The organism is Pseudomonas sp. LS-2 (assembly GCF_003605735.1).
Lineage (GTDB): Bacteria > Pseudomonadota > Gammaproteobacteria > Pseudomonadales > Pseudomonadaceae > Aquipseudomonas.
This window is the reverse complement of the sequence record NZ_QXTJ01000001.1, coordinates 111644-125903: the sequence shown is the minus strand read 5'-3', so window position 1 is coordinate 125903 and position 14260 is coordinate 111644. Positions and strand designations below refer to the sequence as shown.

At 58.6% G+C, this 14260-nt stretch carries 16 protein-coding genes and 3 pseudogenes; 13 read left to right on the top strand and 6 right to left on the bottom strand.

What is annotated here, in order from left to right:
- Positions 1 to 111: 111 nt before the first annotated feature.
- Both D3M70_RS00740 and D3M70_RS32485 read left to right on the top strand, forming a co-directional pair.
- Positions 112 to 439 (top strand): annotated as a pseudogene (locus D3M70_RS00740) (hemerythrin domain-containing protein); the annotation flags it as partial.
- 1 nt (position 440) lies between these two features.
- A pseudogene (locus tag D3M70_RS32485) lies at positions 441 to 508 on the top strand (hemerythrin domain-containing protein); the annotation flags it as partial.
- A 64-nt stretch (positions 509 to 572) separates the two neighbouring features.
- Here D3M70_RS32485 and D3M70_RS00735 read toward each other — a convergent pair.
- The 3 genes from D3M70_RS00735 to D3M70_RS00725 form a co-directional block, all read right to left on the bottom strand.
- The gene (locus D3M70_RS00735; protein WP_120123518.1) at positions 573 to 1571 is read right to left on the bottom strand and encodes a bile acid:sodium symporter family protein; all 999 of its coding nucleotides are present in this window, start codon (positions 1569 to 1571) and stop codon (positions 573 to 575) included.
- A gap of 103 nt (positions 1572 to 1674) precedes the next feature.
- A complete protein-coding gene (locus D3M70_RS00730; protein ID WP_133306426.1) occupies positions 1675 to 1902 on the bottom strand; it encodes a hypothetical protein in 228 nt (75 codons plus the stop codon).
- 170 nt (positions 1903 to 2072) lie between these two features.
- On the bottom strand, positions 2073 to 3251 hold the full coding sequence (locus D3M70_RS00725) for a GGDEF domain-containing protein (RefSeq protein WP_120123514.1): 1179 nt from the start codon (positions 3249 to 3251) through the stop codon (positions 2073 to 2075).
- Between the two features lie 269 nt (positions 3252 to 3520).
- Here D3M70_RS00725 and D3M70_RS00720 point away from each other — a divergent pair, with 269 nt between their 5' ends.
- The 11 genes and pseudogenes from D3M70_RS00720 (at position 3521) to D3M70_RS00680 (ending at position 12257) form a co-directional block, all read left to right on the top strand.
- Positions 3521 to 3811, top strand: coding sequence for a type II toxin-antitoxin system Phd/YefM family antitoxin (locus D3M70_RS00720; protein WP_120123589.1), 291 nt, complete (start codon positions 3521 to 3523; stop codon positions 3809 to 3811).
- Between the two features lie 12 nt (positions 3812 to 3823).
- On the top strand, positions 3824 to 4114 hold the full coding sequence (locus tag D3M70_RS00715) for a type II toxin-antitoxin system RelE/ParE family toxin (protein ID WP_120123513.1): 291 nt from the start codon (positions 3824 to 3826) through the stop codon (positions 4112 to 4114).
- Positions 4115 to 4251: 137 nt separating this feature from the next.
- Positions 4252 to 5013 (top strand): annotated as a pseudogene (gene xth, locus D3M70_RS34010) (exodeoxyribonuclease III); the annotation flags it as partial.
- Positions 5014 to 5124: 111 nt separating this feature from the next.
- Positions 5125 to 7710 carry a DNA ligase D gene (gene ligD, locus D3M70_RS00710; protein WP_256659651.1) on the top strand — a complete coding sequence of 862 codons (2586 nt, stop codon included), beginning with the start codon at positions 5125 to 5127 and terminating at the stop codon, positions 7708 to 7710.
- Between the two features lie 171 nt (positions 7711 to 7881).
- Positions 7882 to 8106, top strand: a complete 225-nt coding sequence (locus tag D3M70_RS00705; protein ID WP_120123510.1) for a DUF2188 domain-containing protein — start codon at positions 7882 to 7884, stop codon at positions 8104 to 8106.
- Between the two features lie 54 nt (positions 8107 to 8160).
- Entirely contained in the window at positions 8161 to 8358 is a 198-nt protein-coding gene (locus D3M70_RS31645) for a hypothetical protein (protein ID WP_133306425.1), read from the top strand.
- Between the two features lie 139 nt (positions 8359 to 8497).
- Positions 8498 to 9721, top strand: a complete 1224-nt coding sequence (locus tag D3M70_RS00700; protein WP_120123508.1) for a zinc-dependent alcohol dehydrogenase — start codon at positions 8498 to 8500, stop codon at positions 9719 to 9721.
- Positions 9722 to 9740: 19 nt separating this feature from the next.
- Positions 9741 to 9962 (top strand): PLD nuclease N-terminal domain-containing protein, encoded by a 222-nt coding sequence (locus tag D3M70_RS00695; protein WP_120123506.1) that lies wholly within the window; start codon positions 9741 to 9743, stop codon positions 9960 to 9962.
- 290 nt (positions 9963 to 10252) lie between these two features.
- On the top strand, positions 10253 to 10984 hold the full coding sequence (locus D3M70_RS00690; RefSeq protein WP_120123504.1) for a hypothetical protein: 732 nt from the start codon (positions 10253 to 10255) through the stop codon (positions 10982 to 10984).
- The gene (locus D3M70_RS00685; RefSeq protein WP_120123502.1) at positions 10984 to 11403 is read left to right on the top strand and encodes a phage holin family protein; all 420 of its coding nucleotides are present in this window, start codon (positions 10984 to 10986) and stop codon (positions 11401 to 11403) included. The genes D3M70_RS00690 and D3M70_RS00685 overlap by 1 nt, the downstream gene beginning before the upstream one ends.
- Positions 11400 to 12257: a DUF3618 domain-containing protein gene (locus tag D3M70_RS00680; RefSeq protein WP_120123501.1), complete on the top strand. Its 858-nt coding sequence runs from the start codon at positions 11400 to 11402 to the stop codon at positions 12255 to 12257. Before D3M70_RS00685 ends, D3M70_RS00680 begins: the two co-directional genes overlap by 4 nt.
- A gap of 91 nt (positions 12258 to 12348) precedes the next feature.
- Here the strand turns inward: D3M70_RS00680 and D3M70_RS00675 are convergent, their stop codons facing one another.
- Genes D3M70_RS00675 through D3M70_RS00665 form a run of 3 tightly spaced genes read right to left on the bottom strand, consistent with a single transcriptional unit; the run spans position 12349 to position 14187 of the window.
- Positions 12349 to 12789 carry a DUF421 domain-containing protein gene (locus D3M70_RS00675; protein ID WP_120123499.1) on the bottom strand — a complete coding sequence of 147 codons (441 nt, stop codon included), beginning with the start codon at positions 12787 to 12789 and terminating at the stop codon, positions 12349 to 12351.
- A 10-nt stretch (positions 12790 to 12799) separates the two neighbouring features.
- Positions 12800 to 13312 carry a hypothetical protein gene (locus D3M70_RS00670; RefSeq protein ID WP_120123497.1) on the bottom strand — a complete coding sequence of 171 codons (513 nt, stop codon included), beginning with the start codon at positions 13310 to 13312 and terminating at the stop codon, positions 12800 to 12802.
- A 17-nt stretch (positions 13313 to 13329) separates the two neighbouring features.
- The gene (locus D3M70_RS00665) at positions 13330 to 14187 is read right to left on the bottom strand and encodes an SDR family oxidoreductase (protein WP_120123495.1); all 858 of its coding nucleotides are present in this window, start codon (positions 14185 to 14187) and stop codon (positions 13330 to 13332) included.
- Between the last annotated feature and the right edge of the window lie 73 nt (positions 14188 to 14260).

Genomic DNA, 14260 nt, shown 5'->3' with positions numbered 1-14260 from the left:
AAACGTATAGCTCTAAGCTTATGCCCGCACGCCGATGGAACGCCTGGTCACAGCGCGGGGTCTAGCAATAGCAACGTGAAACCCGACCCACAGCCGAGTAAGGACCTGACCATGAACATCTTCGAAGCCCTGAGAGAAAGCCACGACCGGCAACGCGGCTACGCCGATGCGCTGATTCAGACCCACGGCGACAGTAAAGACCGCGTCCAGGCGTACGAACAGTTGAAGGCCGAACTGCATGCCCACGAAACCGCTGAAGAGCGCTTCTTCTATATTCCGCTGATGCAGTACGACAACGGCGTCGATCTCAGCCGCCACGCCATCTCCGAACATCACGAGATGGACGAGATGATGGAAGAACTCGATGAAACCGACATGTCCAGCCCGGCCTGGCTGGCAACGGCGAAAAAGCTGTCGGAAAAGGTTCATCACCACCTGANCCCACGAAAAGCAGAAGCAATCGCTGGCCGGCGGGTACGAGAAGGAATACAAGGAACAGCTCGAAGAGCAATAATCACGCAAATGAAAAAGCCCCGACTGTTCGGGGCTTTTTCATTCATTGCGTTAACGGATCAAGGATCGACTTGCGCCATCAGCTCCGGGACCGACTCATTGCGTCTGGCGTAGCGCTGGGCCAATACCGCGCAGACCATCAACTGAATCTGGTGGAACAGCATCAGCGGCAGAATCAATACACCGATGGTGCTGCCGGCAAACAGCACCTGGGCCATTGGCACGCCGGTGGCGAGGCTCTTCTTCGAGCCGCAGAACAGAATCGTGATGCGATCCTCGAGATTGAAGCCGAACAGCTTGCCCAGCAGCGTCGAGGCCAACAGCACCAGACCCAGCAACAGGCAGCAGACCACCACCAGACCTCCAAGCTCCCACAACGGAATCTTGTGCCAGATCCCCTCGTTGACGGCCTCGCTGAATGCCCCGTAGACCACCAGCAGAATCGAACCCTGATCGACGAACTTCAGCCAGCTCTTGTTGCGACCGACCCAGGCACCGATCCAGCGGCGCATGAGCTGCCCCGCCACGAACGGCAGCAGCAACTGCACGCTGATCTTGACGATGGCATCGACGGTCGAGCCGCCATCGCCATGGACATTGAGCAGCAGGGTCACCAGCAAGGGCGTGAGGAAAATACCAAACAGGCTCGAGGCCGCCGCACTGCAGATCGCCGCCGGAATATTGCCCCGCGCCAGCGATGTGAAGGCAATCGCCGACTGAACCGTTGCAGGCAACGCGCACAAATACAGGATGCCCATGTAGAGATCTTTGCCAATCAGCGGCGACAGCACCGGCTTGAGCGCCAGCCCGATCAGCGGAAACGCCACGAACGTCAGCCCGAACACCAGCAGATGCAACCGCCAGTGGCCCGCGCCGGCGATGATCGATTCGCGGGACAGCTTGGCGCCGTGCAAGAAAAACAGCAGCGCAATCGCAATGTTGGTCAGCCAGCCAAAGCCGACCGCGACTTGGCCGCTGGCAGGCAGCAAGCTGGCGATGATCACCACCGTGACCAAGGCCAGGGTGAAGTTATCAGGCAAAAAACGTGGACGAGTCATCTGTGTTATCCGGAGAGACGTAGAACAGTGTTGCGACTCTACGCCTGCGAGCGATTACCGGCTAACGCCAATAAGTCGATGAATAGCGCCTAACGGACATGCTTTACGACAGCCCGCCTTCAATCACTCGCAACATGGTGACCCGGCGCTTGCCCGGGTTGTTGGCGATGTGCCGGTTGAGGGCCGCTTGCCATTTGTGCACATCCGTCTCATTGGCGATGGCCATCAGTTGTTCCCACCCCGACACCTGGGTTTCAACGCTCGCACTGGCGCTCTCGGCATTGCGTTCACGTTTCAACAGATTTGCTGCAATTTCCGAGAGGGTACTCACGATGGGCTCCATGGCACGCGGATCTGGCATGCCGACACAAGGCTACAAGGATGGATGCAGGAGCCAGGGCGCCAATATTCAGTTGCTCTGCCCCCCTGCAACAGGGTCAAAGCAATCTTCAGACCAATTGCAGGAACGAGCATCACCCTTGATCTGAAATCGCGCCGCGATCAAGGCGTACGAAGCGCGTCGGTCTTCGCAGCGGTTCGCTCCACCAGACGAATACTGTTTCGCCCACCGCGTTTGGACTCATACAGCGCCGCGTCCCCCTGCTCGATCAGCGCCGCCAGACTGGACGGCGGCTGGTCGAACAGATTGGCGCCGATGCTCAGCGTCACCGCTTGCGGCGTGTCGAATGCCTGGCGGGCAGCGTTGTGAAACTGCTCGCGCAGACCACTCCCCAACGCCACCACCTGCTCCGTGGTCGCATGACTCAACAGGATCACGAACTCGTCACCGCCCAGGCGTGCAGCGAGCGAGCCTTCAGGCAGGACCGCGCGAATCATCTCGCTCAGCACCACCAGCAACCGGTCGCCGGCGGTGTGGCCGTACAGATCGTTTACCGGCTTGAAGTTATCGATATCGATCAGCAACAACGCACCCGGCCGCTGCGGCGAGACGTCTTCCAACAACCGCGGGGCCCGCACTTCGAGCGCACGACGGTTGTAAAGCGCGGTCAGAGGGTCCCTGGCTGCCAGCCGGGCGATGCGTTTCTCCCGTCGGTAGCGCTCGGAGCCGGTCATCGACAGCGCGATGAGCATGATCGCCATCGCCCCCTCTACCAGCGATATCTGAATGATCACGCCCCGAAACGCCGCCAGATCGATCAACGTCCCCGGCACGACGGCCGTCACTGCCTTGGAAAAATAGAACAGGCCGTGGACCAGCAGCACGTAGCGCAATTGCACCGCCCCGACACTCAACGACCGGCCGTGAGGGCGCAGCAGAAAACTGGCGCGAAGCATCAACACGGTGATCAGCAGCGAGTTGGTCGCCAGCATTACCTTCGACCACCACGGCTCCTCGGGCAGTAGCAGCATCGCCAGCCAGACGCCGAAGATCAGATACCAGCCGCGAGACAGCTTCGCCTCGGTGAACCGCGCGACACCCAGCAGAAACATCCAGTGGGCCGTGACCAGCATGCCGTTGGCGAACCAGATCCCGATCAGCACAATGCCGCTGCTGCGCAGCAACGCGAGTGTCGAGCCGACACTGATGATCGCGAACCCCGTGGCCCAGAACAGCAGCGAAGACTCCCGCACATTGCGCCACTCCACCGCCAGATACAGCGCAGCGGCTGCGGCGAGCGCGATTGTGATAGTCAACATCGTGATGGGGTCGAGCGCCATAAACTGCCTGGTGTGTTTGAAGTTCGGTGACAAGGCGGGATTGTAAGCGGTTGGGGAGGTTTTCGCAGGGTCCGAAACGCCCGCTTGCCCCAAACCGGGCATGACGTGGCAACGTGTCGCGGGAGATCCAGAGCGATCGAGAAGCGGCGGTCCTGACGCACGGATCTTCTCAATTCTCGATGCTGTGCTTTAATGCACGCTAATGCGCATAGTTATGCGTATATTTATGCGCGCAATGATGCGCGATTTCATATTGGAGGGTAATGAAGATGGCCGCATTACTGGACCGTGCTGACCAAGCGGTGTCTGTAACCGCCATGGTGAGAGGCTTCAGCGCGAAGCTCAAAGAAATTTCCAGCAGAACGACCGAAAAGCTCGTCATTTTTAAAGACAACGAGCCCGCAGCGGTGATCATCAATATCGATGCCTATCAGGAAATGCTGGACGAGCTTGAGAACCTCAGGATTGAAGCAGTCGCTCGCGAGCGTCTTTGCGAGTTCGATGAATCGCAGGCAATTTCGCTGAAGGACATGCGTGCGCGGTACGCAAAAAAGGACTGACAAGGAGGCGGAATGGTTTGGGATGTGATTTTTCATCCGCTGGTCATGGACGACCTGGATCAATTGGGCTCAGCGGCCGCGAGCAGGATACTGGATGTCATAGAGGAGCGAATCACCAACGGCGAACCTGATAAAAGCGGCAAGCCTCTGCGCGCCAGCCTGGCGGGTTGTCGCAGAATACGCAGCGGTGATACGCGTATCGTCTATCGAGTCAGCGGCACAGCCATTCAGGTACTGATAATCGCCGTGGGTGCCAGAAGGGATAAGGAAGTCTACGACTCAGCAGAACGCCGCGTGAGGTAATCGGAGCCACGAGACGTCACGCCGTCCAGTTGCAGATAATCTGTTCGGCAACGGTTACCACCGGAGCTCATAAACCCCGAACTCGTTCGCTTGCCTGGCCTCAGAAGAGAAGGCTTCAAGATTCCAGGGAACGACGTATGCAGAACCTGAAGATTGCCACGTACAACGTCAACGGTATTGGCACGCGACTGCCCAATCTCTTGCGATGGCTGGAGCGGGAGCAACCTGACATCGTTTGCCTGCAGGAGCTCAAGGCCCCGGACAAGGCTTTTCCTGCTGCCGATCTTGAGGCCGCAGGTTACGGCTCCTTGCATCAAGGCCAAACGTCCTGGAACGGGGTGGCGATTCTCGCCCGTGAGGCAGAGCCTTTGCTCATTCGCAAAGGGTTGCCGGGAATGGAAGACGATACCCACGCTCGCTATCTGGAAGCAGCGGCCCATGGCGTCATCGTAGGTTGCCTGTACCTCCCCAATGGCAACCCGCAGCCGGGCCCGAAGTTCGACTACAAGCTCAAGTGGTTCGAGTCTCTGATCAGGCATGCCGAAACCCTTCAGTCGAGCGAGCACCCGGTCGTTCTCGCCGGTGACTACAACGTCGTCCCGACCGATGAAGACATCTACAACACGCGTTCCTGGCTCAAGGATGCGCTGTTGCAACCCGAGAGCCGCGAGCGTTTTCAGCGCCTGTTGGCCCAAGGCTGGCTGGATTCCATTCGGCATATCTATCCAGATGAACGCATTTACACCTTCTGGGATTATTTTCGCCAGCACTGGCAGAAGAACTCAGGTCTACGCATCGATCACCTGCTACTCAACCCCGTGCTTGCGCCTCATCTGCTGGATGCCGGCGTGGACGCTTGGGTGCGTGGCGAGGAGCATGCCAGCGATCATGCTCCGACATGGATTCGCATCGGGGAAGCGCCGAAGAAATCCACCCGGAAATCGACTGCAACCCGATCGGCTCCAGCCAGGCGCAGCACGCCCAAGGCCGAGCCACCTGCCCACAAAAATCTGGACGAGTACCATCGCAAGCGCGATTTCGAAGCCACGCCTGAGCCATCGGGCGCCTCTAAAAGCAAGGGCTCGGCCAGGCAAATGGCAAAGCCTTCGTCGGCTCTGCAATTCTGCATTCAGAAGCATGACGCCACTCGCCTGCACTACGACTTCCGCCTGGAGCTCGATGGCACCTTGAAAAGCTGGGCGGTTCCCAAAGGGCCGTCCCTGGACCCCAAAGCCAAGCGCCTGGCCGTTCACGTCGAAGACCACCCCATCGATTACGCAACCTTCGAGGGCAATATCCCCGAGGGCCACTACGGTGCAGGTGATGTCATCGTCTGGGATCGAGGGATCTGGACGCCACTGACCGACCCGGCTGAGGCGTACGCCAAGGGCAGGCTCAAGTTCGAGTTGCAGGGAGAAAAGCTCAGCGGTATCTGGAACCTGGTCAAAACCCACATTCCCGGCAAACAGGAACAATGGTTTCTGATCAAACACCAGGATGAGTTCGCCCGACCCGAAAGCGAATACGACATCGTCAGCGACCTGCCGGACAGCGTCCTGAGCGAACGCACGATTGTTCCCAGGAAGCGGGGCGGCAAAGCTGCGTCCCCCAAGCCTGTCGAACACGTGCCTGCGCCGCGAAACAAACCCGGCAGGGCGAAACTGGAGCATGCCCAGGCAGCGTCTTTGCCCGCCACTATCAAACCTGAGCTCGCTACGTTGGTCGAATCGGCGCCAGAGGGCGATTGGCGCTACGAAATCAAGTTCGACGGCTATCGCGTGATGGCGCGAGTGGACAACGGCAAGGTGCAGCTCTTTACCCGTAATGGTCATGACTGGACGCACAAGCTGCCGCGCCAGGCTGAGGCCATTGACAGTCTCGGGCTCGAATCCGCCTGGCTGGACGGCGAGATGGTCGTGGCCAACGAACAAGGTATTCCAGACTTTCAGGCGCTGCAGAACGCATTCGAAGTGGGCCGCAGCGGCAACATCGTTTACTACCTGTTCGACCTGCCGTTTCTCAATGGCATGGACTTGCGGGAAACGCCCGTCGAACAACGCCGGGCGGCATTATCCACAGTGCTCGAAGGGAGCGAGGACGAGATTCTCAGGTTCTCGGCCGACTTTGAAGAAGCGCCAGATGCACTCCTCAACAGCGCCTGCCAGATGAAAATGGAAGGACTGATCGGCAAGCGTGTGGGCAGTGCCTATGTTTCCCGACGCAGCAGCGACTGGATCAAGTTGAAATGCAAACGTCGGCAGGAATTTGTCGTCGTCGGGTATAGCGACCCAAAAGGCGCGCGCAGCAAATTCGGGGCACTGCTGCTTGGACTGCACGACGCTGACAGCGGCGAGCTACGGTATTCGGGAAAGGTCGGCACCGGCTTCAACGAAGCGACGTTGAACACTATTTACAGCCAACTGGTGTCGCTGGAGATCAAGAAACCCGCGGTGGTGAACCCGCCCACGGGATTCGACGCCAAGGGAGTTCACTGGCTCGATCCGGTGCTCCTTGCCGAAGTGGCATTCGCCGAAATCACCCAGGACGGCTCTGTCAGACACGCCGTGTTTCATGGCTTACGCACTGACAAGCCGGCGAAGTCGATTACCGAGGAGCGCCCTGCTCCCCCGCCTGTCTCGCAAAAGAAAACCGCGGCGAAGTCCAGAAAGGCAACCCCTGCTGAGGACAAACCCCAGCCGCCTGCCACATCGGGAAAGATCAGGCTCACCCATCCCGAGCGCGTGATTGACCCCGTGAGCGGCGCCACCAAGCGTGATCTGGCTGACTTCTACATCGGCGTCTCGGACTGGCTGCTGCCGCAACTGGCCCAGCGGCCTGTCGCGTTGGTGAGAGCGCCAGAGGGCATCAATGGCGAACTGTTCTTCCAGAAAAACGCCGACCGTCTCGCCATCCCCGGCATCGAGACCATGGGTAAGGAATACACCGGCCATCCCGTGATGCTGATCAACAACCTCGAAGCGCTGATCGGTGCCGTGCAGATGAGCGCCATGGAGCTGCACACGTGGAATGCGGTTGCCAAGGATCTGGAGCGACCTGATCGTTTCATTCTCGACCTCGACCCTGATCCTGCTCTTCCCTGGAAAAGCATGGTTGAGGCGACGCAAATGACCCAGGCTGTGCTCGATGAGCTGGGGTTGAAATCGTTTCTGAAGACCAGCGGCGGCAAGGGCATACACGTTGTCGTGCCACTGACACCCAAAGCCGGCTGGGACGACGTCAAAGCCTTCAGCCACGCCATCGTCAAACACATGGCGAAGCTGCTCCCGGATCGTTTCTCCGCGGTCTCCGGCCCCAAGAATCGGGTGGGGCGCATCTTTATCGACTATCTGCGCAATGGCTTGGGTGCTACCACCATCTGTGCGTATTCGGTGCGCACTCGCGAAGGTCTGCCCGTTTCGGTTCCGATCTTTCGCGAAGAAATCGAGGAGATCAAAGGCGCCAACATCTGGAACATTCGCAACATCCACGAACGGCTCGGCGAGCTGGACGCCGATCCGTGGGCGGACCTGAGTAGAACGCGTCAGACCATCACTGCCGAAATGCGCGCACGTGTAGGTCTTAAACGACAGGCATGACGAGGATGAGCGAATTTTTGACGCTCACTGAAGTGCCCCCTGACCGTTGATGAAGATTCTCGGAACCGTAAAAAAATTAGCCAGTCGAGATTCAAGTGCCCAAGGCACCGAATTCATTAGAAAAAGTGAACGATGCAGAGCTGAAGGCCTAACTAACCCGGGAGAACTGAAATGGATAACTACCACATCACCAAGTCCGACGCAGGATGGGTACTGACAAAGCAAGGCGCACAACGAGCTTCGAAAACCGCTTCGACGAAAGCTGAAATCATGACCTTGGCGGGCGAGTTTCTTTCAGATAAGACGGCATCGCTCAAAGTGCACAAGGAGGACGGGACGATTCAAGAAGAGCGCACCTATCCCCGCAGCGCAGACCCGTCAAAAACGAAGGGTTGACCATGGCCAGCACCTTGAGGCTTGTTCAAATTTCCAAGGCTAAAGGGATAGATCATGCATTTATCTGACGCATCACATGTGATGGAAGCCCTATCCACTAATGATGCCAATGCGAAACTTCAGGAGGGGTGGAAGCTATTGGCGGTGGTCGTAACGACGCATCCGAATGGGCAACTCCACCCCTGCTACGTGCTCGGCAAACCGGACGAGCACAATGGTTTTACCGACAGTGATACGACTGGCAGCACATGAGGCCTGCTCAGGGTGATGCGGTTTTCAGCCTGGTTCACCCGCAAGCGGCCGCTGATCCATCCTGCACTCAGAATGCATGAACTTATTTGACTCGCTGGCGCTCCGCTATTTACACGCCCATCAAACTGCGGAGATCGAGATGAGAGCACTTACTTACCATGGCGCGCATGACGTTAAAGTCGACACGGTTCCTGACCCATCGATCGAGGCGTCAGACGACATCATTTTGCGGGTCACGGCTACCGCGATCTGCGGCTCAGACTTACACCTCTACCGAGGCAAAATCCCCACCGTCGAACACGGCGATATCTTCGGCCATGAATTCATGGGGATCGTTGAGGAGACCGGCTCAGCGGTGACGGCTGTCCAGCCGGGGGATCGAGTAGTCATCCCGTTCGTGATCGCCTGCGGTGACTGTTTCTTCTGCCAGCAAGATCTGTTCGCGGCCTGTGAGACCACCAATACCGGGCGCGGAGCCATCATCAACAAGAAGGCCATTCCCCCGGGTGCAGCGTTGTTCGGCTTCAGCCATCTGTATGGTGGCATCCCCGGCGGTCAGGCCGAATACGTGCGAGTGCCCAAGGCCAACACCGGGCCATTCAAGGTGCCTGGCACGCTGGCCGACGAGAAGGTCCTGTTTCTCTCCGACATCCTGCCGACAGCCTTTCAGGCCGTGACCAACACCGGGATCGGGCAAGGTTCCAGCATCGCCATCTATGGCGCCGGCCCGGTCGGGCTGCTCAGCGCTGCGGTGGCGCGAATGCTCGGCGCAGACCGTATCTTCATGGTCGACCACCATCCGTACCGCCTTGCGTATGCGCAACGGACGTATGGCGTGATCCCGATCAACTTCGATGACGACGATGACCCGGCAGACACCATCATTCGCCAGACGCCTGGCATGCGAGGGGTCGATGGGGTGGTCGATGCGGTTGGCTTCGAGGCCAAAGGCAGCACCACCGAAACCGTCCTGGCCACGCTCAAGCTCGAGGGCAGCAGCGGCAAGGCACTGCGCCAATGCATTGCTGCGGTAAGGCGTGGTGGAGTCGTCAGCGTTCCGGGGGTTTATTCGGGCTTCATCCACGGCTTCATGTTTGGGGATGCGTTCGATAAAGGCCTTACGTTCAAAATGGGCCAGACCCACGTTCAGCGCTTCCTCCCGGAACTGCTTGAGCATATCGAGATGGGCCGTCTGGAGCCTGAAGCCATCATTACCCACCGGATGTCGTTGGAGCAGGCAGCGGAGGGCTACAAGATCTTTGACAAAAAACAGGAAGACTGTCGCAAAGTCATCCTGACACCGGGTGGGACCGATATCGCCGCACCCGAAATCGATGCAGCCGCAGCTGTGCCTGCCGTATAGCAGGCAATGGAGGTGTGTGATGGAAGTGTCATTTTTCTGGGCGGCGTTGGGCGTGATCGTGCTGCTGGTCGACTTCTGGGTCATCGCCAATGTCTGGCACACCACCAAGTCGTCTGGCACAAAGGTCGGTTGGGCAGTGTTGATTCTGGTACTCCCGGTGATCGGTCTGGTCATCTGGGGCATTACCGGGCCGCGCGGCGTTGCTGAGCCTCCTACCTCCAAGGAGCACAGCAAGGGCTAACGAAGAAATCAGCATCAGTAGCAGCGCGTCCACCCGGCAAGTCCAGAGGTGGACGCGGTCTTGTTCGGCGGCACTCAAGCGAATACAGACCACTCGAATGTCCACTCAACCGACCTTGGCTTGGCGCTCTTTCGCTTTCAGGGCTGCCGTCTGTCTCTCCCTCAGAACTACCGGTTCCCCTGGCACCTCAATCTTCTACAACGTGCAGATTTCCTGCCGTGCGAGATGCGTACTGCCTCAATCGATGTTTCGCGGTGTTCATCTCATTTCATTTAAGGAAGGTGACCAAGATGCCCACCATGAACCAGGGAGGCGCTGACGCACAGCAGCGTTCCGTGCCACCCGATGACGCCCTTCACAACCTGCAGGATGATGCCAAAGCCCTGTTCGACACCGCGCGGGAACAAGGCTCCGAGCATCTGGATGAATATCGGGAACGTGCCGCCGATGAGATCGAGAACCTGGCCCGGAGCGCGACGTCGGCTGCCGAGCAACTTCAAGACAATGACACGCTCGGCCTGTCTCACTACATCACCGATGTGGCAGACGGCCTGGGCAACTTTGCCGGAAGTTTGCGCGGCAAAAGCGCCGATGAACTGCTGCAACAGGTGGGACGGCTTGCCAGAGACAACCCGGCGTTGTTTTTGACGGGAAGCATTGCCCTGGGTTTTGGCCTGTCGCGTTTCATGCGTGCCAGTGCTCCGGATCTTGCCCAGTCCTCTTCCAGCGATCCCGCTGGGCGCAACGCCAACTCAGACACCGACGAGTTCGACCCCAGGATCGCCGCCGACGAGGAACTGGCCGTTCGTCCTGCGCATGAAGACGATGTGGTGCGCAGCCAATCCATTCCCCCCGGCTGGAGCACTGCTTCGGCATCACCTGCTGGCAGAAATGGCGAGCCAGGCATTCAGCAGTCGGGTGCCGAGATGGGCAGCTTTGTCGAACCGAACGATGACCCATCATCCCCCATTACGGTCGACCCCGCCTCAACTGGCAAGCCCGTCATCAAAGGAGAACTGTGATGGCCATCAACCCAGACATCCCACCCCGTAGCAGTGCTGAGAGCGACCCGTCCGTGCTCGGGCTCGTGCGTCAACTGGCCCACGAAGTGCCCGCGCTGATCGGCGAAGAACTGGCGCTGGCGAAGGCTGAAATCCGTACTTCCATCGAAACGGCCAAAGCGGCCACGGCAGCGGTCGCAGGCGGCGTGGTGTTCATGCTCGCCGGGCTGGTGATTGTGCTGATGGCCGCCGTGTATGGACTTGCCCTGTTCGTAGCCCCTTGGCTGGCCGCACTGATCGTCGGGGTCGTCGCGATGATTGTCGGTTTCGTGATGGTGCAATCCGGCAAGAAACAGCTCGAGCCGTCGCAGCTTGCCCCAGAACGCACGATGCATTCCCTGCACAAGGATAAAGACGCCATTCAGAGGAAAGTCTCATGAGCACTGAAAGCAGCTTTGCAACCAAAGAGCAGTTCGAAAGCGACGCCATTCCTGACGTCGACATTCCAAGAAGCCCTGACACGCTGGAGCGGGATATCGATGCACGGCGAGCGAACATCGAGAACATCGTCGATGCTCTGGAGAACAAGCTATCGCCGGGACAACTCTTCGATCAGGCATTGGCGTTTACCCGGAACAATGGCGGCGAGTTCTTCGACAATCTGGGGACGTCGATCAAGAACAACCCTGTGCCGGTCATTCTCGCCACCGTTGGCGTCACGTGGCTGATGCTGGGTCAGAATCAGCGACCGCACCCTACCGGACCTTCGCTGTTCAGTCAGTTGGGCGAGAAGCTGAGCGGTGCGGCCGAAACGGTCAGCGATTCCCTGACCGGCGCCAAGGATCACCTGCGCCAATCGGCACATGATCTGGGAGCAAAAGCCAGTCATCTGGCTGACAGCGCCAGCGAACACATGAGCGACGTCAAACAGCGCACGAGCGCTGGCACATCGGATGCCCGAGACACCCTGAAGGCCGCATCCGACCGGACCCAGGATGCGTTGCTGCGTCAAGGGCGCAATCTGCAGGGCACGGTCGAGTACATGCTCAAGGAGCAACCGTTGGCGCTGGCGGCCATCGGCATTGCTTTGGGCGCGGCAATAGGTGCTGCCCTCCCCACGACCCGTCAGGAGGACAAGCTGTTTGGCCAGACCAGTGACAAGCTGGCGAGCAAAGCAAAAACGACCATGGAGCAGACGTGGGAAACGGTCTCGGATGTCGGAAAGGACGCCATGGCGGATCTCAAGCATTCGAAACCCTCAACTACGGTTTCGAGTAACAACATGGATGTTTAGGCAGTCGGTTTTCGAAAACCCGTGGGGGCGATGCTTGAGCCCCCACCGTTTCGAGTAAGCTGCTGAGGAATCGCTTTCGCCATCAGCAGACTTAACGGCTGATGATGGAAATCTTGCCGTTGCGCTCGATGATTGCGAACTTGATCTGGTCGACGCTCTCAAGTCCCTGTCCGAGACGCGCGGCTTGCATGATGTCGTCTTCTTCTACCCGGGCTTCGTGCATACGGTGTTTAAGGAAAGCGCCGTTTTCCACCACGATGGTCGGCCCCCCGTCGATCAACTTCCCGATGCGCTTCGAACGTCTCTTGACCAGCGAAAAGCCAATATCGATGGTGAGAAGCGTGACGATGACCAGGATGGCGTTGGTGACAGAAAAGTCGTCGCCCAGCAACGCCTGCTGCGTCGCCTCGCCGATGATCAGCAACAGCACAAAATCGAAGGACGTCATCTCGCCCAATGCACGACGCCCGGAAATTCGAAACAGCACCATCAGCGCTATGTAGATGGCACCTGCCCGCAAGACCGCATCCATGTTTTCGTACCTATGGATAGATGAACTGGTTGAGAGAGACCTTGCCACCGCCTTCGATACCGATGCCGCTTTTGAATAGCCCTAACCCGTCACTTCGCCAGGCCAGGTACAGCGTGCTGTCACCGTGGTCATCGCCAGCCAGCGTCAGCCTCAGGCCCTGTCGAGTGCCTGCCGAACTGACGGGCTGAGGCTGAATGGAGTCAATTCTGAATCCTTCCATGATGGCGTTTCCCAGGACAATGGTGTGGGCTTTGCCAGGCTCCCCGTGGCTGCGGATTACCATCGTGTTCACCCCTCCGCTGCGATGGAATCGCTCATACTGCACGGTGAGATCGCCCTGCGCGGAGGTCACTGTCGTGGAGCTGAGCAGCCCATGGGAAAAAAGCCCGCACAGCGTCAGCAGGACAATCGCAACCAGTACGTACCACCCGACCCGCTCGAAGCGCCAGATTCGGCGCTGAAGAGCAATGTCCTCATCGACTGGATGCTGCCTGTCCTGCATTTCCTGGTCATGTGCGTTCATCAGGATGGCCGTTCCGCTTAGAGAATAGGCTTGCCGCCCGTTACAGCGTAGCGCGAGCCGGAGATGTAACTTCCCTCGTCAGAAGCGAGCAGCACATAAATAGGCGCGACTTCGACCGGCTGACCAGGCCTCCCAAGCGGCGTTTCCTCCCCGAAACTCTTGACGGCCTCTTCGGGCATCGTCGATACGATCAACGGTGTCCAGATCGGACCGGGGGCGACGCTGTTCACTCGAATACCGCGCGGCCCCAACATCTGGGCAAGCCCTGCGGTGAAGTTGGCAATGGCGCCTTTGGTCGTCGCATAGGGCAGCAGCGTGGGCTTGGGCGAATCGGAGTTGACCGAGCTGGTGTTGATGATTGAGCTGCCTGCAGCCATCGACGGCAGTGCGGCCTTACAGATCCGAAACATTGCCGTGATGTTGATATCGAAGGTCTTGACCCATTCCTCGTCGGGTATTTCTTCCAGGGTATCGTGACTCATCTGAAAGGCGGCGTTGTTTACCAGCACGTCGATACGGCCGAATTTGCCGACGGTCTCATTCACAATGGCCGAGCACTGCGCCTTGTCCGCCAGATCCCCCGGCAGCAACAGGCACTGCCTGCCTGCTTCCTCTACCCACCTGGCCGTTTCTTTGGCGTCTTCGTGTTCATCGAGATAGGAAATCGCTACATCGGCGCCTTCGCGGGCAAAAGCAATGGCGACTGCTCGACCTATGCCGCTGTCGGCACCTGTGATCAGGGCGATTTTATTGGCCATCCGGCCTGAGCCTTTGTAACTGGTTTCGCCGCAGTCGGGGTATGGCTCCATCCTGCCCTGGTCGCCTGGAACAGGCTGTTGCTGAGGTTTGAAAGGTGGGGTCGGATAATCACTCATCGCTGTTCTCCTCGGATAACGTGCAAATTCTCTACTCTGAAAAGTGGACTCTGCCCGTAGCATCCAAGTTCGC

Bases quoted from the DNA above. Each gene is read 5' to 3' on its own strand.
- D3M70_RS00735 (WP_120123518.1), bottom strand. From the start codon at position 1,571: ATGACTCGTCCACGTTTTTTGCCTGATAACTTCACCCTGGCCTTGGTC.
- D3M70_RS00725 (WP_120123514.1), bottom strand. From the start codon at position 3,251: ATGGCGCTCGACCCCATCACGATGTTGACTATCACAATCGCGCTCGCC.
- D3M70_RS00720 (WP_120123589.1), top strand. From the start codon at position 3,521: ATGGCCGCATTACTGGACCGTGCTGACCAAGCGGTGTCTGTAACCGCC.
- D3M70_RS00715 (WP_120123513.1), top strand. From the start codon at position 3,824: ATGGTTTGGGATGTGATTTTTCATCCGCTGGTCATGGACGACCTGGAT.
- D3M70_RS00705 (WP_120123510.1), top strand. From the start codon at position 7,882: ATGGATAACTACCACATCACCAAGTCCGACGCAGGATGGGTACTGACA.
- D3M70_RS31645 (WP_133306425.1), top strand. From the start codon at position 8,161: ATGCATTTATCTGACGCATCACATGTGATGGAAGCCCTATCCACTAAT.
- D3M70_RS00700 (WP_120123508.1), top strand. From the start codon at position 8,498: ATGAGAGCACTTACTTACCATGGCGCGCATGACGTTAAAGTCGACACG.
- D3M70_RS00695 (WP_120123506.1), top strand. From the start codon at position 9,741: ATGGAAGTGTCATTTTTCTGGGCGGCGTTGGGCGTGATCGTGCTGCTG.
- D3M70_RS00690 (WP_120123504.1), top strand. From the start codon at position 10,253: ATGCCCACCATGAACCAGGGAGGCGCTGACGCACAGCAGCGTTCCGTG.
- D3M70_RS00685 (WP_120123502.1), top strand. From the start codon at position 10,984: ATGGCCATCAACCCAGACATCCCACCCCGTAGCAGTGCTGAGAGCGAC.
- D3M70_RS00680 (WP_120123501.1), top strand. From the start codon at position 11,400: ATGAGCACTGAAAGCAGCTTTGCAACCAAAGAGCAGTTCGAAAGCGAC.
- D3M70_RS00675 (WP_120123499.1), bottom strand. From the start codon at position 12,789: ATGGATGCGGTCTTGCGGGCAGGTGCCATCTACATAGCGCTGATGGTG.
- D3M70_RS00670 (WP_120123497.1), bottom strand. From the start codon at position 13,312: ATGAACGCACATGACCAGGAAATGCAGGACAGGCAGCATCCAGTCGAT.
- D3M70_RS00665 (WP_120123495.1), bottom strand. From the start codon at position 14,187: ATGAGTGATTATCCGACCCCACCTTTCAAACCTCAGCAACAGCCTGTT.